The sequence below is a fragment of the Novosphingobium sp. genome (genome assembly GCF_036820275.1).
Taxonomy (GTDB): domain Bacteria; phylum Pseudomonadota; class Alphaproteobacteria; order Sphingomonadales; family Sphingomonadaceae; genus Novosphingobium.
On sequence record NZ_DAISLT010000041.1, the window covers coordinates 1 to 18622 of the forward strand.

Here is an 18622-nt window from a genome sequence, read left to right on the forward strand (position 1 = left end):
CCCGACCTCCCATCAGGATACACTCGTGGGAGGTCGGGTGGGGGAGAGGGCCGGTGCCGCTCAACGAATGCGCTTTCGCGCATTCGTCAAACAAACGTTTGCCTCAGCCGACGATTTCTTCGGGCTTGAAGAAGTAGGCGATTTCGATCGCCGCGTTCTCTTCCGAGTCCGAACCGTGGACCGAGTTGGCTTCGATCGATTCGGCGAAGGTCTTGCGGATGGTGCCTTCAGCGGCGTCGGCCGGGTTGGTGGCGCCCATCACGTCGCGGTTGGTCTTCACGGCGTCTTCGCCTTCGAGAACCTGCACGACCACCGGGCCGGAGATCATGAAGGAAACGAGGTCGTTGAAGAAGGGACGCTCCTTGTGGACGGCGTAGAAGCCTTCAGCCTGTTCCTGCGAGAGCTGGATGCGCTTCGAAGCGACGACGCGCAGGCCGGCTTCTTCGAGCAGCTTGGTGACGCCGCCGGTCAGGTTGCGGCGGGTCGCGTCGGGCTTGATGATCGAGAAGGTGCGGGTAACCGCCATGGTAGGTTCCTTAAAAAAGGGTTGGAATCTTGCGCGCGCCAGTAGCGGGGAACGGGCCGGATCGCAAGGCGGGCGCGGATTAACTTCGAGTAGCAGGGGCCGGCGCGGAGAGCCGGCCTAGGCCGCCTGTATCCAGCGGCCGCCTTCCTGCTTCCAGTAATAATGCTCCACGCCCTCCCGGCCGCGCAGCATGCGCCAAGTGTCGCGGGCGTGCTGGAGCGTGGCCTCGTCGAACAGGAAGAAGGTGCGCTCGAACGGCGTCTCGCCCTCGCGCCACTGCCCGTCGGCGATCGCCATGAACTTTGCGCCGTTGGTCGGCGCGGGCGCCTCGGAAAGCAGGATCGGCTGGCGATCCTCGTTTCCATCGCCCGCAAAGCCGTTGGCCAGGAAGCTCTCCGGTCCCACGGACCACAGGGCCTGGCAGATGCGCTGGCGCTGGCCGAGATCGCCGGAGACGACGAGCAGACGCCCGCCGTTCCCCGCGACCTTTCCGGCGATCAGCGCCAGGGCACTTTCGGCAGGATCGCGACTGAGCTGATAGAAATCGACGCGCATGTCGCGGCCCTGCCCTCTTTCACTCAGGCTTCGAGCGTGTCGCGCACGAAGCGGTCGAGCAGGCGCACGCCGAAGCCCGAAGCGCCCTTGTCCCAGGTCGCGCCCGGCTTGTCGGTCCAGACGGTGCCGGCAATGTCGAGATGCGCCCAGGGGGTGTCGTTCTCGATGAAGCGCAGCAGGAACTGCGCCGCGGTGATCGAGCCGCCGAAGCGCGGGCCGACGTTCTTGATGTCGGCGATCGGGCTGTCGATCATCTTGTCGTAGTTCGGGCCCATCGGCATGCGCCACAGGCGGTCGCCCGAGGCATCGCCAGCGGCCGAAAGCTGCGCGGCAAGGTCGTCATTGTTCGAGAACAGGCCTGCGTATTCATGCGCCAGCGACAGGATGATCGCGCCGGTCAGCGTGGCAAGGTCGACGACCTTGGCGGGCTTGTACTCGCGCTGCACCCAGGTGAGTGCGTCGCAGAGCACCAGGCGGCCTTCGGCGTCGGTGTTGATGACTTCGATGGTCTGACCCGACATCGAGGTCACCACGTCACCCGGACGCTGGGCATTGCCGTCGGGCATGTTTTCCACAAGTCCGCAGACGCCGATCACGTTGGCCTTCGCCTTGCGCAGTGCGAGCGCGAGCATGGTACCGGCCACCGCACCGGCGCCGCCCATGTCCCACTTCATGTCTTCCATGCCCGCGGCAGGCTTGATCGAGATGCCGCCGGTGTCGAAGGTCACGCCCTTGCCGACGAAGGCGACTGGCGCTTCGCCCGCCGTGCCGCCCAGCCATTCCATGACCAGCAGGCGGGCCGGACGAACCGAACCCTGCGCCACGCCAAGCAGCGAGCCCATGCCGAGTGCGGCCATTTCCTTGTCGTCGAGCACGCGGACCTTGAGGCCGCTGCCCGCCACTTTCGCCTCGACGCGGGCGACGAAGGATTCCGGATAGATCACGTTGGCCGGTTCGGTCACGAGTTCGCGGGTGAACGACACGCCGGCGACGATCGCCTGCTCGACCTCCCAGACCGCTTCGGTGCCTTCCGGCGCGCCGACCACGGCGATATCCACGAGGCTCGGCTTGGCGTCCTCGGCCAGCTTGGTGCGATAGGTATCGAGACGCCAGGCGCGCAGCACTGCGCCGAGCAGAGCGCCCGCGGCTTCGTCGGCCGAGAGGTCCGCGCCGGTCAGGTCCAGCGTCACCGCGGTCTCGCCCGAGGTCAGGTACTTGGCGACGACGGCCGCACCCGCGCGCTCGACAGCGCCCTTGCGGTCCTTGGCGTCGGCCGCGCCGATCCCGGCCAGCGCCACGCGCACGGCCTTGCCGTCACGCTCGACGAAGCCCTCGAAGACCTGCCCGGCCTTGCCGGTGAAGCGCGAGGCCTTGGCGCCTTCGACCAGAACCTGCTCGATATCGGCGGGAATCGAATCCTGGTTCACGAAGCGGGCGACGAGACGCGCCGGGGCGGCGACAGCAGCGTCAAGGAACTGGATATTCATGGGATCTCCTGAATCACGGGGGCGAGCGCCGATCTTGTGCGCTTCGCCGCAACAGCGGATTGCAGTTAGGCACAGGCGGTGCGATAGGCAAGGGATGCTCCCTGCCGCGCCGACCCTGCTGCAAGCCCCCCTTCGCCGCTTGCGACCCGTATCGCTGAGCGTGCTGGCCCTTGGAATCGCCGCATTCGGCCTGCCTTCGCATGCGTTTGCGCAGGACGTGTCGCGTCCCGTCGATACCGGCCCGATCGAGGGTGCGCCCCCAGCTCCGCCCGCTTCCACCGAAGACAACGTGCCGATCGCCTTCGAGGCGGACACCGTCGAATACGACCAGAACGACGAATTCGTGACCGCCACCGGCAATGTCGTGCTGCGCAAGGACAAGCAGTCCGTCCGCGCCGACAAGGTGACGTGGAACCGCAAGACCGGGCAGATCCTGGGCAGCGGCAATGTCCGCATGGTCGATCAGGACGGCAACCAGCTCTATACCGAAAGCGTCGAGCTGACCGACGAGCTGAAGACCGGCATGATGGAAAACCTGCTGCTGGTCATGCGCCAGGGCGGTCGTCTTGCCGCCACCAAGGGCGAGCGAATCGCCAATGGCGACGTCGTGCTCCAGCGCGCCGCCTATACCGGCTGCGCCGTGGAAAACGACGAAGGCTGCCCGAAGAAGCCGACCTGGCGGGTCGTCGCCAAGACGGTGGTCTATAGCGAGGAGCAGAATCGCGTACGCTTCAGCGACGCGCGGCTCGAACTCTTCGGCGTCGTCCAGCTGCCGCTGTTCGGTCTTTCGGTCAGCACCAACGGCGGCGCGGTTTCCGGCTTCCTGGTGCCGGACCTGCGATCGAGCCCGTCCAACGGCATCGAGGTTGCGCAGTCCTATTACTGGCGCATTGCCGACAACCGCGATCTCACCGGCTCGCTCCACGCCTATACCAAGGCGGCACCGATGGCCTCGTTCCAGTACCGCGCGCTGACCGATATCGGCGCCTACCAGATCACCGGCTATGCGACGTCAAGCAACCGCATTCCGATCAACAGCAGCAATCCGGACCCGAACCGCCAGCGCGCGTTCCGCGGCTACGTCTTCGCCAACGGCAAGTTCCAGCTCGACGAGAACTGGAGCGTGACCGCCTCGATCCGCCGCGCCACCGACCGCACGTTCGTCCGCCGCTACGACATCTCGCGCGACGATCGCCTGCGTTCGTCTGTCGAAGTCGAGCGGATCGACCAGGACAGCTATTTCTCCTTCGCGGGCTATGCCACGCAGACCCTGCAATCGAGCCGCGACCAGGGCCAGATCCCTGTCGCCTTCCCGGTGCTCGACTATCGTCACCGCTTCAACGAATCGCTGCTGGGCGGCAAGATCGAGACGCAGGTCAACACCATGGGCGTCACCCGCGTCGATGGACAGGACACCCAGCGCGCCTTCGCCAGCACCCAGTGGTCGCTGCGCAAGCTGACCGGCATGGGCCAGGAAGTGACGCTGACCGGCCTCGTGCGCGGAGACGTCTATCACTCCGACGAGAACGACCTGACCACGACCGCGCTCTATCGCGGACAGCCGGGCTGGCAGACCCGCGGCATCGCACTGGCCGCCGTGGACGTGAAGTGGCCGCTGGTCGGCCAGGTTTTCGGCGGCAGCCAGATCCTGACCCCGCGCGTCCAGTTCGTCGCCACGCCGAAGGTCAAGAATCTCGCGATCCCCAACGAGGATTCGCGCGCGATCGAACTGGAGGATTCCAACCTCTTCGCGCTCAACCGCTTCCCCGGCTACGACCGGTTCGAGGACGGCGTGCGCTTCACCTACGGCGTGGACTGGATGTTCGAACGCTCGCGCTGGCGCATCAAGTCGACCGTCGGGCAATCGATCCGCCTCAGCAACAAGCCCTCGATCCTGCCCGACGGCACCGGTCTTGCGAGCAAGACCTCGGACATCGTCGGCCGCACCGAACTGCGCTACCGCAACTTCTTCAACATCATCCACCGCTTCCGCGTCGACAAGGACACGCTGGCGGTGCGTCGCAACGAGTTCGACATCTCGCTGGGCAACAACCAGACCTATCTCGAACTCGGCTATACCAAGCTCAACCGCGACATCTCGATGGATATCGAGGACTTGAAGGACCGCGAGGAAGTGCGCGCCGCCGGCCGCGTCGCCTTCGCCAACTACTGGTCGCTGTTCGGTTCGGCCGTCGTCAACCTGACCGATCGCAAGGAAGACCCGACTTATGGCTCGGACGGCTTCCAGCCCCTGCGCTCGCGCGTCGGCATGGCTTACGAGGACGACTGCCTCCAGGTCTCCTTCACCTGGCGGCGGGACTACGTGACCTTCGGCGATGCCCGCAAGGGCAACTCGTTCCAGCTGGGCTTCGCGCTCAAGAACATCGGGGCATGGTGATCGGGCACGACTTGCCAAAGCGGCTATCGGACGTGCTCAGTTTCGGTTAAGCCGCGAGCCGACATAGGGCCGGTAATGCGTCCCTCGGCGAAATTCTCCATCGAGCGGCAGCGGCCGTGCGGGTCGAATACGGGATATAGGTCAAGGTGAAAGCTATCCAACGCAACACGTTCTTCAAGCGCGCGGCCTTTGTCTGCACTGCCGTCGCCACTTGCGGCACGCTGGCCGCAGCGCTCTCGTCCGGTACTGCCCTCGCCCAGTCACAGCAGGGCGAGATCGTCATTCCCGATGACGTGAAGATCTTCGGCAACGACAACCCCAACTTGCGCCGCGCCACTGCCGTGGTGAACGGCTCGGTCATCACCGGCACCGACGTCGACCAGCGCCTCGCCCTGATCCTCGCCGCCAACCAGGGCAAGATCAGCGAAGACGAACAGAAGCGCCTGCGCCTCCAGGTGCTGCGCAACCTGATCGACGAAACGCTCCAGATCCAGGAAGCCAAGGCCGCCGACGTTTCCGTGGACAATGCCGAGGTCGATCAGTCCTACGCCCGCGTCGCCTCGCAGAACTTCAACCAGAACACCCAGGCGATGGACGCCTACCTGAAGCGCGTCGGCTCCTCGCCGGACTCGCTCAAGCGCCAGATTCGCGGCGAACTCTCGTGGCAGCGCCTGCTCCAGCGCAACGTCCAGCCCTTCATCAACGTCTCCGACGATGAAGTGAACGAGTATATCGAACGCCTCAAGGCCTCGAAGGGCACCGAGGAATACCGTCTGGGCGAGATCTATCTTGCCGCCACCGCCGAATCCCAGCAGCAGGTCGAGGCGAACGCCAACCAGATCATGCAGCAGCTCCGCCAGGGCGGCAGCTTCGTCGCCTATGCCCGCCAGTATTCGCAGGCCTCGACCGCGCCGGTCGGCGGCGATCTCGGCTGGGTGCGCCTTGGCCAGCTTCCCGGCGAAGTCGGCGAAGCCGTGCGCGACATGCAGCCCGGCCAGCTTGCCGGCCCGATTGCCATCCCCGGCGGCTACGACATCGTCTACCTGATCGACAAGCGCCAGGTCCTGACCGCCGATCCGCGCGATGCCGTGCTGGCACTCAAGCAGATCTCGATCGAGTTCCCCAAGGGCGCCAGCGAAGCCCAGGCCAACGCCAAGGCCGAGAACTTCGCCAAGACGATCAAGACCGCCAAGGGCTGCGGCGACGTCGACAAGATCGCTGCGACCATCGGCGCCCAGGTCGTCGCCAACGACCAGGTCAAGGCCCGCGACCTGCCCGCGCAGATCCAGTCCTCGATCCTCAACCTGTCGCCCGGCGAGACCCTGCCGCCCTTCGGTTCGCTGACCGAAGGCGTGCGCATCCTGATGCTCTGCGGCCGCGACGACCCGCAAGTCGATTCCGGTCCGAACTTCGAGCAGGTCATGTCCCAGCTTGAGGACGACCGCATCAACAAGCGCGCGCAGATGTACCTGCGCGACCTTCGCCGCGACGCGGTGATCGAGTACAACTGACGATAACGGGGGCAGCGCAAATGGCGGCCAATACCGACGGCGCGCCGCCCCCAGCGGTTTCGCCCCTCCCAACTGCACCTTTGGCCGTCTCGCTGGGCGATCCGGCGGGTGTAGGCCCGGAGCTTTTCGCGCAGGCCTGGGCCGTGCGACATGAAGAGGGGCTTGCGCCCTTCTTCACCGTCGGCGGGGCAGAAGTGCTCAAGGCCGCTGCCCGCAGCCGGGGTATCGATCTCCCGATCGTCCGCATCTCCGCTCCCCACGAAGCCGCCGAAGTCTTCGCCAAGGCCTTGCCGGTGCTGGGCGACGAGGATGCCGACGCCCAGTTCGGCCAGCCCGACCTCAGCGGTGCCACCCTCGCTCTCCATTCGCTGACGCGCGCCACGCAGCTCGCGCTCTCCGGGGAAGCGAGCGGCGTCGTCACCGGCCCGATCGCCAAGTCGAAGCTCGCGGAAGTGGGCTTCATCCAGCCGGGCCAGACCGAGTTCCTCGCCGATGCCTGCGGCGTCGCCCACGGCGATGCCGTGATGATGCTGGCTGGACCCAACTTGCGCACGGTGCCGCTGACCGTCCATGTCGCGCTCTCGCAAGTCCCGGCCCTCGTCACTCGTGACCTGATCGAAGGCAAGGCGCGGATCGTCGCGCGCGCGCTCGCCCGCGACTTCGGCCTCTCCCCGGCGCGTATCGCCATTACCGGGCTCAATCCCCATGCCGGGGAAGACGGACGCATGGGCCGCGAGGAAATCGAGACCATCGCCCCCGCCATCGCCGCCCTCGCTGCCGAGGGTCTGGCCGTGACTGGCCCGCACCCGGCCGACGCGCTGTTTGCGGCACATGAGCGCGACAGGTTCGACGTCGCGCTCTGCATGTACCACGATCAGGCGCTTGTCCCGATCAAGACGCTCGATTTCGACGCCGGCGTCAACGTCACGCTCGGCCTGCCGATCGTGCGGACCTCACCCGACCACGGTACCGCCTTCGGCATCGCCGGAAAGAACGTGGCAAGCGCGGGCGCGACGATCGCCGCCATCCGCATGGCCGGCCAGTGCGCCGCGCGCAGGCTTTCGCCGGAGACCTTTGCATGACTACCCTTCCGCCGCTGCGCGAAGTGATCGCCCGCCACGGCCTCTCGGCCTCGAAGGCGCTCGGCCAGAACTTCCTGTTTGACGAGCAGTTGCTCGACCGCATCGCCGCCATTCCGGGCGGTCTCGAAGGACGGCAGGTGCTGGAAGTCGGCCCCGGCCCCGGCGGCCTCACCCGCGCCCTGCTGCGTGCGGGCGCCACCGTCACTGCGATCGAAATGGACCGCCGCTGCCTTCCGGCGCTGGCGGAAGTCGAGGCGGCTTTCCCCGGCAAGCTCAAGGTCATCGAAGGCGATGCGATGAAGATCGCGCCCGCCGACTTGTTCGACGGCCCTTACGCCGTCGTCGCCAACCTGCCCTACAATGTCGGCACCGCGCTGTTCACCGGCTGGCTTTCGGGCGAGGCATGGCCGCCGCAGTGGTCGTCGCTGACGCTGATGTTCCAGGAGGAAGTGGCCCGCCGCATCGTCGCCGAGCCGGATACCTCCGCCTACGGCCGCCTGGCCGTGCTGGCACAGTGGCGCTCGAAGGCGAAGCTGGCGATGAAAGTCCACCGCAGCGCTTTCACGCCGCCGCCCAAGGTCATGTCGGCGATCATCCACGTCGAGCCGGGCGAGGCGCCTGAAGGCGTGTCGATGCGGGTGCTGGAGCGCGTGACGGAAGCCGCCTTCGGCCAGCGCCGCAAGATGCTGCGCCAGAGCCTCAAGGGCGTGCCCGGCGCGCTGGATGCCTTGGAGAGCTTGGGCATCGATTCCCAGCGCCGCGCGGAAACGCTGTCGGTCGCGGAATTCGTCAGTGTGGCGAAGGTACTGACCCGGTCCTGACCGGACCGAGCGGATCTTATTGCGCCGCTTCGGCGGGAATGGGCTGCTTGACGGCGCCCAGATCAGGCTTCGTCAATTGCGCGGCCACCCAGACCGCCACCGCAAGGCCAAGCCCCATCAGCGCGAACTGGGCGAGTCGCCCCACCAGCGGCCCATCGGACGCCAGGAAACCGGCGACACCGCGTTCCTTCGGAAAACGCAGCGCTTCCGCCGCCAAAGCGACCGGCAGCACTTCGCCGCCGCTAGCACCCGGCAGATTCGCACGATCCCGCTCGGCGCGAACCGAGTCGAGACGCACGACCCGCGCGCCTTCTTCCGAATTGATACCGTCGGCCGGAACGCCGACAGACGGCGTACCGGGAATGGCGTGCCCATCGGCACGATCAGCACTGGACTTCTTCAACGCCGGGCCCCCCTAGCGAACACCACGTTGAATAGTGCCTTGCACGCGATAGATCAAATCAAAGTTAACGCGCGGGTGAGGCTTTGCGGTCAGGCCTCCGCCAGCGAAGGCACGGCAGTCTCAGCCTTTTTCCGGCGGCGCCAGGCATGGAGCAATGGCTCGGTATAACCGCTCGGCTGTTCCACGCCCTTGAAGACGAGATCGCAGGCCGCGCGGAAGGCGAACGAGGTCTCCCAGTTGCCCGCCATCGGCTCGTAGAGCGGATCGCCGGCGTTCTGCGCATCGACCTTGGCCGCCATGCGATGCAGCGAATCCAGCACCTGTTCCCGCGAGCAAACCCCGTGGAGCAGCCAGTTCGCCATGTGCTGGCTGGAGATACGCAGGGTCGCGCGGTCCTCCATCAGGCCGACATCGTCGATGTCCGGAACCTTCGAGCAACCGACGCCCTGGTCGATCCAGCGCACGACATAGCCGAGCAGGCCCTGGGCATTGTTGTCCAGTTCCTCACGCACTTCGGCCTCGGACCAGTTGGTGCCCTCGGCCAGAGGGACTTGCAGCAGCAGATCGAGACCCGGAATTTCCGCGCCTTGCATGTCGCAGCGCAGGCCGAAAACGTCGACCTCGTGATAGTGCATGGCATGAAGCGTCGCGGCCGTGGGCGACGGCACCCATGCGGTGTTCGCCCCGGTCCGCGGATGGGCGATCTTCTGTTCGAGCATGTCGCGCATCCGGTCCGGCGCGGCCCACATGCCCTTGCCGATCTGCGCCAAGCCCGAAAGCCCGAGCCGCAGCCCGATCGCGACATTGCGCTTCTCATAGGCCGCGATCCAGCCCGAACCCTTGATCGCGTTCTTGCGGATCATCGGCCCGGCGCGCATCGAAGTGTGGATCTCGTCACCCGTCCGGTCGAGGAAGCCGGTATTGATGAAGACGATCCGGTCCTTCACCGCCTGGATGCAGGCCGCGAGATTCGCCGAAGTGCGCCGCTCCTCGTCCATGACTCCGACCTTGATGGTATGGCGCGGCAGGCCCAGCAGGTCCTCGACGGCATCGAACAGGTCGTTGGTGAAGGCGCATTCCTCCGGCCCGTGCATCTTCGGCTTGACGATGTAGATCGCGCCTTCGCGGCTGTTGCCGAAGCGGGTCAGGCCCTTCACGTCCTGCGCCGAAATTGCGCTCGTCAGCACGGCGTCGAGAATGCCCTCGGGAATTTCCGAACCGTCGGCGAGCAGGATCGCCGGATTGGTCATGAGATGGCCGACATTGCGGACGAACAGCAGGCTGCGCCCCGGCAGTTCGAGCACTTCGCCGTCAGGCGTCTCAACCGCCTTGTCGGGCACCAGCGCGCGGGTATGGGTGCGACCGCCCTTCTCGAAACTCTCGGTGAGGTCGCCCCGGATCACGCCGAGCCAGTTGGCATAGCCCGCCAGCTTGTCCTCGGCATCGACCGCGGCGACGGAATCCTCCAGATCGACGATCGTGGTGAGCGCGGCCTCCAGCACGATATCGGCAATGCCCGCGCGGTCGGACCGGCCGACTTCGCTGCCCGCATCGACGACGATCTCGATCCCCAGACCGTTCGAGCGATAGAACCGCCCGGCCTGCGTCGTGCCCAGATACTGCTCCGGATCGGCCAGCGCCACGTCGAGGCTTTCGACATCGGCCCAGCTCCCGGATACCAGCGGCAGCGCCTTGTCGAGGAACCGGCGCCCTTCCGCGATCACCGCCGCGCCGCGGGCCGGATCGTAGCCCCGCCCCTGCGCAGGCGCCGCATCGAGTGCATCGGTGCCGTAGAGGGCGTCATAGAGGCTGCCCCAGCGCGCATTGGCGGCGTTCAGCAGGAAACGGGCATTGAGCACGGGAACGACGAGTTGCGGCCCAGCCATCGCCGCGATCTCGGGATCGACGCCCGTAGTGCCGATGGAGAAATCGCCGGGCTCGGGCACGAGATAGCCGATCTCGCGGAGGAAAGCCTGATACTCCGCCTGATCGATGGGCTTGCCGGGGCGTTCAAGATGCCAGGCATCGATCGCCGATTGCAGCGCGTCGCGCCGCTCCAGCAGCGCCCGGTTGCGCGGCGCGAGTTCGGCCACCAGCGCCGCGAACCCCGCCCAGAACCGGGCGACATCCTGCCCGATCGGCGGCAAGACCTCGTCCTCGACGAAGCGCGCCAAGGCAGCATCGACCAAAAGGCCCGATCGTTCGATTCTGTCCGTCATTTTTCCTCGCATTCCAGGCACGCAGGCACAAGGCAGTGCGTGCGGCGACCGTGACATCTGTTCAAGATTGTCCTGGGGAGGATTGCCAAAGCTATGCCTCATCCCGATCCGATTGGCAAATGGGAACTGGCCATCCGCGCCGAAGCGGTCCCAAAGTGGCACCGCGTCGAGCCAGCTTATACCTTGCATCGGAACGACTTACAGCCGACATTCCCATGCGCCACGGGAACCTCGACCTGCCCTCACGGTTGCCCAAAGGGATATGCGGTACTGGAAGGATCGGAATGCTCCGCAAGATCAGCCGGCTTTTCGTCATCAAGACGCGCTGGGAAGCTTTCATGATCATCTACGCCCTCGCCCTGGGCGCGGTGGAGCGCGGCAGCGTCTACCTCACGCGCTTTCCCGGATGGGGCGGAAAGCTGCTGTTCCTGGCCTGCACCGGTGCCGTTTTCATGGCAGGCGCGAAGATCCTCGATTGCCTGAAGTTCGAACAGGCCCGGAAGCTGGCGGAAGAGGCGGAAAATGCGCCCGAAGTGGCCGAGGCGGTTTCCGACCGGGCGAATGCCGCCTGACGGAAGCGCGGAACCAACAGGTACATATCTGTCTGAAAGGTGGGGTGATTCTGTTGCAAGGCTCACCCCGGGCCCCTTGGAATCCCTTCTGTTGCCCGGTGGGTCCAACCGCGCTTTAGCTTTGTAACGTCAGGGCGTTAGCCCCTAGAATTACGCGGCGAGAGCGAGTGCTTCGTTGTCGTTGGCACTTGTGAGTTTTGAGCCTTGAACGGGTTACTCAGCCCGAATGAAAACACCGCTTTTCAACACACGTCGATCCTAGTTCGGCCCCGTCATCACCCCTGCGACAACAGGGTTGTCCGGCCGGATGGCTGGACGGGTGATGGTGGAGCCGCCGGGTACCGCCCCCGGGTCCGCTGTGCCTATTGTACGGCGCAGTTTATCATCATAGCCAGCAAGCTGGCGGAACCTCATATAGGGTGCCCGCCGGAAAAGAAAAGGGCGGGAATGACCCCGCCCTTCTGCAATTCCCCCGCTTTTCTGTAATCGATAGCCGATCTGTCGGCTCAGTCCTTCTTCAGCGCATCGCGGATTTCCGCCAGCAGTTCCACTTCCGTCGGGCCGGTGGGCGCTGCGGGTTCTTCCTTCTTGGGCAGCAGGCGATTGGCCTGGCGCACGATCAGGAAGATGACGAAGGCAAGAATCAGGAAGTTGATGATTGCGGTGAGGAAGGCGCCGTAGCCGAACATCGCCACGCCTGCCGCCTTCAGCCCGGCATACGTCATCGGCCCGGTATAGCCCGCCGGGATCGTGCCGAGCACCACGAACTTGTTGCTGAAATCGATGCCCCCGGTGATGAGGCCGATGAACGGCATGATGACGTCGTCGGTCAGCGAGGCGACGATCTTGCCGAACGCCGCGCCGATGATCACGCCGACGGCGAGGTCGAGCACGTTGCCGCGCGCGATGAAAGTCTTGAATTCCTGAAGCATGGGTCGGTTTCCCCTCGATCCTGTGCGGTCCATGGCCGGCGGTGAACCTGCCACATCGGTCGTTATGTAACAATCGCCCGAGTAACAAACGGTTGCGCGCGTCGTTTCACGGGTGCGACCGTCCTTGAACCGGGCCGGGTGGCTGCTATCTATTCCAGCAACAGGCATGGCCCCTCGGCCGTGCCGATCAGGAGGATCACGCATGTCCCTTTCCGCCCTGGCCCGCAAGAGCCGCACCGTGCTGGCCCTCGCGGCGGCGCTGTCGCTGGCTGCCTGCGGTTTCAACTCGGTTCCCACCAAGCAGGAAGCCGCCAAGGCCAAGTGGGCCGATGTCCAGGCCGCCTTCCAGGAACGCGCCAACCTCGTGCCCAACCTCGCCGCCGTGGCCAAGGGCGCCGCGACGCAGGAAAAGGAAATCCTCACCGGCGTGGTCGAGGCGCGCGCCAAGGCAACCAGCGTCCAGGTCAACGCCACGGACCTGAACGATCCCGCCAAGATGCAGCAGTTCCAGGCCGCACAGGCCCAGTTCGGCCAGAGCCTCTCGCGCCTGCTGGTCAGCGTCGAGCGGTATCCCGATCTCAAGTCGATCGTGAACTACCAGATGCTCCAGACCCAGCTTGAAGGGCAGGAAAACCGCATCCGCATTTCGGTGCGCGACTACAATGCCTCGGTTCAGGACTACAACACCGAAGTCCGCACCTTCCCGACGATGATCGGCGCCAAGCTGCGCGGCGCGGACCCGCTGGTCCCCTATCAGGCGACGACGCCGGGCGCAGAAAACGCGCCGAGCCTCGAAGGCAAGATCTGATACCGTGATCCGCTTGAAGGCCGTCTTCGCGGCCGTCCTGTTGGCGTTCGGCGCGCTGCTTGCCCAGCATGCAGCCGCCGCGCCCAGCTTTCCGAAGCTTACCGGCCGCGTCGTCGACGATGCCAAGCTGCTGAACCCGCAACAGGCAGCCGAGCTTACACAGAAGCTGGACGCGCTGGAGAAGAACTCCGGCCGCCAGTTGGTGGTCGTCACCCTGCCCAGCCTCCAGGGCTACGAGATTTCCGACTACGGCTACCAGCTCGGCCGGGCCTGGGGAATCGGCGAGAAGGACAAGAACAGCGGCGCGCTGCTGATCGTCGCGCCGAACGAGCGCAAGGTGCGGATAGAGGTCGGCTACGGCCTCGAACCGATCATCACCGACGGCCTCTCCTTCCTCATCATCAACAACCAGATCCTCCCCCGCTTCAAAGCCGACGACTATCCCGGCGGCATTGCGGCGGGCACGGATGCGCTCGTCAAGCAGCTCACCCTGCCGCCCGACCAGGCCCGCAAGGTGGCGGCGGACGCCGATGCCGCGCGCAAGCAAAGTTCCGGCGGCGGATTCCCGATCGGTACGATCGTCTTCATCCTCATCATCGTGTTCTTCGTGGTCATGCCGATGATCAACGAGGCGCGCGGCGGCGGACGGCGACGCGGCGGTTTCGGCGGCCCGATCATCTGGATGCCCGGCAGCTTCGGCGGCGACGATGACGACGATCACTTCGGCGGCGGCTGGGGTGGCGGCGGCGGTTTCGGTGGTGGTGGAGGCGGCTTCTCGGGCGGCGGCGGCAGCTTCGGCGGCGGCGGCGCGAGCGGCAGCTGGTAAGGGGGACAGAAACGATGCCGAAACCCGTTTATCTCTCCGCCGAGGACCACGACCGCATCAGCGCGGCCGTGGGCGAGGCGGAAATGCACAGCGCCGGCGAGATCGTCACCGTGCTGGCGGACCGCTCGGACGGCTATACCGACGTGGCCCTCGCCTGGGCCGCGATCGTCGCCTTCCTGGCGCTGGGCGCGCTGGTGATCGCGCCCGAATTCTACATGGGCCTCTACGAGAGCCTCTTGGCCGACTGGGGCCATGAATGGACCCCGCGCATGATCGTCGGCCTCGCCGCCGGGATCGCCGCGATCAAGTTCGGCGCGATGCTGCTGCTCCAGCTCATCCCGCCGCTCAAGTTCTGGCTGGTCCCGCCGCAGATCAAGACCATGCGCGTCCACGCCCACGCCGTCCGCGCCTTCCGCATCGGTGCCGAGCAGCGCACCACGGGGCGCACCGGCGTGCTCATCTACCTCTCCATGCGCGAACACCGCGCCGAAATCGTCGCCGACCGCGCCATCGCCGCCAAGGTCGACCCCGAAGTCTGGGGCCAGGCCATGTCCGCCATGCTCGCCCATGTCCGCGAGGGCCGGACCTGCGACGGCATGGTCGTGGCCGTGGGTAAGGTCGGTGCGATCCTCGCCCCGCATTTCCCCCGCGCCGATGACGACGTGAACGAACTTCCCGACAGGCTGATCGAAATATGACCGAAACCACCATTCTTCCGCCCGATGCCGACGCTCCTGACGAAGTGGTCTGGCAGGGCAAGTTCATCACCACCCGCAAGCGCGGCCGCTGGGAATACGTCAGCCGCGCGCGCGGCATCCGCGCTGCGGTGATCCTTGCCGTCGATGCGGACGAGCATGTCATCCTCGTCGACCAGTACCGCGTGCCGCTCGGCAAACGCTGCATCGAACTGCCCGCCGGTCTCGTCGGCGACCATGACGACAGCGCCGACGAAGACGCCAGCATCGCCGCCGCCCGCGAACTGGAAGAGGAAACCGGCTACCACGCCGGCCGCATGGAAAACCTCGGCGAGTTCTTCTCCTCGCCCGGCATGGTCAGCGAAAGCTTCACCCTGTTCCGCGCCCACGACCTCGTGAAAGTGGGCGAAGGCGGCGGCGTGGACAGCGAGGACATCGTCGTCCACCGCGTCCCTCTCGCCGGGATCGAGCAGGCGATCGCCGGATGGCGCGCGCAAGGCTATGCGATGGACGTGAAGCTGCTCACCCTGCTCGGCGCGCGGTTGCTCGGCTGACATGCGCACGCGCTTCGGCGTCTGCCAACGCAAGCGGCGCTTTGCGAGCGAGGCGGAAGCCCTGGAAGTGGCGGCGAAAGCGGCAGTCGTGCTGCGGCCCTATCGCTGCGCGCTTTGTCGGCAGTTTCATCTGACCGGGCGGACCAAGGGGATGCGGGTTCCGCAGTTCGTTCTTGAACGGAAGAAGGAAGAGGACGGCAGGGGAGCATAGCCCCCCTGCACCCCCGTTACTGTCTAGGTCATGCGGACCAACCGCGACGCGCGCCCATGGTTACGTCGTTAGGCGTATTGGCTGCGCCGCTAAGCAGTAGAAAGGGACCTCGTCGTCATCGCTGCTATCGCAGATTGCAGAGGATAATATCTCCTCTCAAAGCGTCGTGAAGATCGCTCCGAAATCCTTGCCGCCGTTTCCGGCCTCTACGAAAGCCTCGTAGATCTTCGTCGCATGTTCGCCCATCGGCACGGTAGCGCCCGAGGTGTCCGCGCCCGCCATCGCCAGTCGCAGATCCTTCAGCATCAGCGCCGAGGCAAAGCCGCCCGCATAGCCGTTGTCCGCCGGGCTACTCGCGCCGACACCCGGCATCGGTGTATAGTCGTTGAGCGACCAGCAATAGCCGGTGGCCTTCGAACTGATCTCGTAGAAAGTCTGCGGATCGAGTCCTGCCTTCTGCGCCAGCGCCAAAGCCTCGCAGGTGCCGATCATGTGGATCGCCAGCAGCATGTTGTTGCACATCTTGGCGACCTGACCCGCGCCGGTCTCGCCCGCGTGGATCACCGCCTTGGCCATGGGTTCGAGCACCGCCTTCGCCCGTTCGAACACCGCATCGCTCCCGCCGACCATGAATGTCAGCGTACCGCCGTTGGCCGCTGCGATCCCGCCCGAGACCGGCGCATCGGCCATCTCGTAACCCGCGGCCTGCGCCAGCACGACGACTTCGCGCGCGGTTTCAAGGTCGATGGTCGAGCAGTCGAGGAACAGCGCGCCCTCGGGCGCATGGCCGAAGACTTCGGCGGTATAGACGGAGCGCACGATCGCCCCGTTCGGCAACATGGTGACGACCGCATCGACGCCCTCGACCGCTTCGGAAACGGTGGCGAACGTCGTGCAGCCCTGCTCCGCCGCCTTGGCGACGGCTTCGGCGGACAGATCGAAAGCGCGAACCGCGTGGCCCGCCTTCACGAGATTGGCAGCCATACCGCCGCCCATGTTGCCAAGACCGATGAAGGCGATTTTCATGACATTCTCTCCCACGTTTCGTGCAGCCACAACCCGTCATCCCAGCGGAAGCTGGGACCGCTATAGCGTGACGCTACTTTGCATATATGGCCGGGCTAAGCGCCAAGCCCGCGCCCGACTCACAACGGTCCCGGCTGGCGCCGGGATAACGCGCTTACTTGCCCTTCCAGACCCCCGGCCGCTTCTCGACGAAGGCCTTCATGCCTTCGACCTTGTCCTCGGTAGCCGTCAGCACCTGGAACATGCGGCGCTCCAGGACGAGCGCCGTATCGAGCGTCGTCTCGAAGGCGAGATTGACCATTTCCTTGTTCATCGTCGCGGCCAGAGGCGGCATTCCGGCAATCGCTTCGGCAGCCTTGAGCGCTTCGTCCAGCAACTGGTCCAACGGCACGACACGGCTGACGAGGCCCGAACGCTCCGCCTCTGCCGCATCCATCATCCGGCCGGTAAGGCACATGTCCATCGCCTTCGACTTGCCGACCGCGCGGGTGAGGCGCTGCGAGCCGCCCATGCCCGGCGCGACGCCGAGCTTGATCTCCGGCTGGCCGAACTTCGCGTTCTCCGAGGCGATGATGAAATCCGCCATCATCGCCACTTCGCAGCCGCCGCCGAGCGCGAAGCCGTTCACCGCCGCGATCCAGGGCTTGCGGGTGGTCTTGACGATGCGGGAGGTCCACCCGGCGAAGAAGTCCTCGGAATAGAACTCCGCGCTGGGCTTGTCGGCCATTTCCTTGATGTCGGCGCCGGCGGCGAACGCCTTTTCGCCCGAACCCGTAAGCACAGCACAGCCCTGCGAGGGGTCTGCCTCGAAAGCCGCGAAAGCCTCGATCAGGTCCTCCAGCACCCGCGAATTCAGCGCATTGAGCGCCTGCGGGCGGTTCAGCGTGATAAGCGTGACGCTGCCCTTCTTCTCGACCAGGATCGTCTCGTAGCTCATAGGGGCTTCCATTCCTCTTCTGGGGCGAGCGGCGCAAAGATCGCATCCAGCATCGCATCGGTGACGCCTTCAGGCGTCGGGGGATTCCATCGGGGCGCGTTGTCCTTGTCGACGATGACCGCGCGCACGCCTTCCGCGAAGTCCGGCAGCACCAGCACACGGCTGGCCAAGCGATATTCCATCGCCATGTTCTGCGCGAAAGTCTCCAGCGTCAGCGAGGTGGCGAGCTGGCGAAGCGAGACCTTGCAGGCCTGCGGGCTCTTGATGCGCAAGGTGGCGAGTTCGCGCGCGGCCCACTCGCTGTCATCGCTCTCCAGCGAGGCGAGCACCTGCTCCAGCGTATCGAAAGCGAAATGCTTGCGGATCTGGGCCTCATGGGCGGCGATCTTCGCTTCGGGCGGCTTGACCGAGAGCGCGCCCAGCACGCCGCCGATCTCGTGCCCGGCAGCGATCCGGCGCTTGGCCTCGGGCAGCGCCTCGCTGGGCAGGTAGTGGGTGGCAAGGCCCGCCCAGAGGCATTCCGCCCCATCCAGCCGCGCCCCGGTGAGCGCAAGGAACTGGCCCAGCCGTCCGTCGAGCCGCGAGAGATACCAGCCGCCGCCGACGTCCGGGAACAGGCCGATGCCGGTTTCGGGCATCGCGAAGCGGGTATGCTCGGTCGCCACGCGGTACTGCGCGGGCTGCGAGATACCGACGCCGCCGCCCATCGTGATCCCGTCCATGAAGGCGACCACGGGCTTGCCGTAAGTGAAGAGCTGATGGTTGAGCCGGTACTCGGCCAGGAAGAACCTGCGCCCTTCCCGCCCGAGGTCCTCCAGCGCGGAGCGGCGCAGCAGGTTGATGTCTCCGCCCGAGCAGAAGCCGCGTCCCTCGCTGTGCTCGATCATCACCGCCTTCATCGTGTCGTCGTCGGCCCATCCGGCGAGCAACGCGCTCATCGCCTCGCACATGCCGAGCGTCAGCGCATGGATGGCCTTGGGGCGGTTGAGCGAGATGATCCCGGCCACGCCTTCGCGGCGATCGAGGATTTCTGCGGTCAGGGTCTCGGTGGTCATATGC

Annotated in this window: 19 protein-coding genes and 1 other RNA gene; 10 read left to right on the forward strand and 10 right to left on the reverse strand. The window is 65.8% G+C overall.

The window, feature by feature from the left end:
* Window positions 1–103: 103 nt before the first annotated feature.
* The 3 genes from ndk to V7066_RS23350 all read right to left on the reverse strand — a co-directional run bounded on the left by ndk (window position 104) and on the right by V7066_RS23350 (window position 2568).
* Window positions 104–526, reverse strand: coding sequence for a nucleoside-diphosphate kinase (ndk, locus tag V7066_RS23340; protein ID WP_147215227.1), 423 nt, complete (start codon window positions 524–526; stop codon window positions 104–106).
* 117 nt (window positions 527–643) lie between these two features.
* Window positions 644–1081, reverse strand: a complete 438-nt coding sequence (locus tag V7066_RS23345) for a DNA polymerase III subunit chi (RefSeq protein ID WP_334185361.1) — start codon at window positions 1079–1081, stop codon at window positions 644–646.
* A 23-nt stretch (window positions 1082–1104) separates the two neighbouring features.
* Window positions 1105–2568 carry a leucyl aminopeptidase gene (locus tag V7066_RS23350; protein WP_334185362.1) on the reverse strand — a complete coding sequence of 488 codons (1464 nt, stop codon included), beginning with the start codon at window positions 2566–2568 and terminating at the stop codon, window positions 1105–1107.
* Window positions 2569–2662: 94 nt separating this feature from the next.
* On the opposite strand from V7066_RS23350, the gene V7066_RS23355 reads away from it, so the two are divergent.
* From V7066_RS23355 to rsmA, 4 genes are all read left to right on the forward strand, one after another.
* A complete protein-coding gene (locus V7066_RS23355; RefSeq protein ID WP_334185363.1) occupies window positions 2663–4966 on the forward strand; it encodes an LPS-assembly protein LptD in 2304 nt (767 codons plus the stop codon).
* Window positions 4967–5112: 146 nt separating this feature from the next.
* Window positions 5113–6477, forward strand: a complete 1365-nt coding sequence (locus tag V7066_RS23360) for a peptidylprolyl isomerase (RefSeq protein ID WP_334185364.1) — start codon at window positions 5113–5115, stop codon at window positions 6475–6477.
* Between the two features lie 20 nt (window positions 6478–6497).
* The gene (gene pdxA, locus V7066_RS23365; protein WP_334185365.1) at window positions 6498–7559 is read left to right on the forward strand and encodes a 4-hydroxythreonine-4-phosphate dehydrogenase PdxA; all 1062 of its coding nucleotides are present in this window, start codon (window positions 6498–6500) and stop codon (window positions 7557–7559) included.
* Entirely contained in the window at window positions 7556–8380 is an 825-nt protein-coding gene (rsmA, locus tag V7066_RS23370) for a 16S rRNA (adenine(1518)-N(6)/adenine(1519)-N(6))-dimethyltransferase RsmA (protein WP_334185366.1), read from the forward strand. Before pdxA ends, rsmA begins: the two co-directional genes overlap by 4 nt.
* Window positions 8381–8396: 16 nt before the next feature.
* Here the strand turns inward: rsmA and V7066_RS23375 are convergent, their stop codons facing one another.
* Together V7066_RS23375 and V7066_RS23380 are read right to left on the reverse strand one after the other, a co-directional pair.
* On the reverse strand, window positions 8397–8783 hold the full coding sequence (locus V7066_RS23375; protein WP_334185367.1) for a hypothetical protein: 387 nt from the start codon (window positions 8781–8783) through the stop codon (window positions 8397–8399).
* An 89-nt stretch (window positions 8784–8872) separates the two neighbouring features.
* Window positions 8873–11002, reverse strand: coding sequence for a malate synthase G (locus V7066_RS23380; RefSeq protein ID WP_334185368.1), 2130 nt, complete (start codon window positions 11000–11002; stop codon window positions 8873–8875).
* 284 nt (window positions 11003–11286) lie between these two features.
* On the opposite strand from V7066_RS23380, the gene V7066_RS23385 reads away from it, so the two are divergent.
* Window positions 11287–11574, forward strand: coding sequence for a hypothetical protein (locus V7066_RS23385; RefSeq protein WP_334185369.1), 288 nt, complete (start codon window positions 11287–11289; stop codon window positions 11572–11574).
* A gap of 77 nt (window positions 11575–11651) precedes the next feature.
* Here V7066_RS23385 and ssrA read toward each other — a convergent pair.
* Window positions 11652–12017, reverse strand: a transfer-messenger RNA (tmRNA) gene (gene ssrA / locus V7066_RS23390).
* A gap of 63 nt (window positions 12018–12080) precedes the next feature.
* Window positions 12081–12506 carry a large conductance mechanosensitive channel protein MscL gene (gene mscL / locus V7066_RS23395; protein ID WP_334185370.1) on the reverse strand — a complete coding sequence of 142 codons (426 nt, stop codon included), beginning with the start codon at window positions 12504–12506 and terminating at the stop codon, window positions 12081–12083.
* Window positions 12507–12708: 202 nt separating this feature from the next.
* On the opposite strand from mscL, the gene V7066_RS23400 reads away from it, so the two are divergent.
* Genes V7066_RS23400 through V7066_RS23420 form a run of 5 tightly spaced genes read left to right on the forward strand, consistent with a single transcriptional unit; the run spans window position 12709 to window position 15600 of the window.
* A complete protein-coding gene (locus V7066_RS23400; protein WP_334185371.1) occupies window positions 12709–13314 on the forward strand; it encodes a LemA family protein in 606 nt (201 codons plus the stop codon).
* Window positions 13315–13318: 4 nt separating this feature from the next.
* Window positions 13319–14140, forward strand: coding sequence for a TPM domain-containing protein (locus tag V7066_RS23405; RefSeq protein WP_442947368.1), 822 nt, complete (start codon window positions 13319–13321; stop codon window positions 14138–14140).
* A 14-nt stretch (window positions 14141–14154) separates the two neighbouring features.
* Entirely contained in the window at window positions 14155–14838 is a 684-nt protein-coding gene (locus V7066_RS23410; protein WP_334185372.1) for a TPM domain-containing protein, read from the forward strand.
* Window positions 14835–15389 carry an NUDIX hydrolase gene (locus tag V7066_RS23415; protein ID WP_334185373.1) on the forward strand — a complete coding sequence of 185 codons (555 nt, stop codon included), beginning with the start codon at window positions 14835–14837 and terminating at the stop codon, window positions 15387–15389. The genes V7066_RS23410 and V7066_RS23415 overlap by 4 nt, the downstream gene beginning before the upstream one ends.
* A 1-nt stretch (window position 15390) precedes the next feature.
* Window positions 15391–15600, forward strand: coding sequence for a hypothetical protein (locus V7066_RS23420; RefSeq protein ID WP_334185374.1), 210 nt, complete (start codon window positions 15391–15393; stop codon window positions 15598–15600).
* Between the two features lie 156 nt (window positions 15601–15756).
* On the opposite strand, the gene mmsB is transcribed toward V7066_RS23420, so the two are convergent.
* The 3 genes from mmsB to V7066_RS23435 all read right to left on the reverse strand — a co-directional run bounded on the left by mmsB (window position 15757) and on the right by V7066_RS23435 (window position 18618).
* On the reverse strand, window positions 15757–16626 hold the full coding sequence (gene mmsB, locus V7066_RS23425) for a 3-hydroxyisobutyrate dehydrogenase (RefSeq protein ID WP_334185375.1): 870 nt from the start codon (window positions 16624–16626) through the stop codon (window positions 15757–15759).
* A gap of 154 nt (window positions 16627–16780) precedes the next feature.
* Entirely contained in the window at window positions 16781–17563 is a 783-nt protein-coding gene (locus tag V7066_RS23430; protein ID WP_334185376.1) for an enoyl-CoA hydratase-related protein, read from the reverse strand.
* Complete coding sequence (locus V7066_RS23435; RefSeq protein WP_334185377.1) at window positions 17560–18618, reverse strand: enoyl-CoA hydratase/isomerase family protein; 1059 nt, start codon at window positions 18616–18618, stop codon at window positions 17560–17562. Before V7066_RS23435 ends, V7066_RS23430 begins: the two co-directional genes overlap by 4 nt.
* Window positions 18619–18622 lie beyond the last annotated feature (4 nt).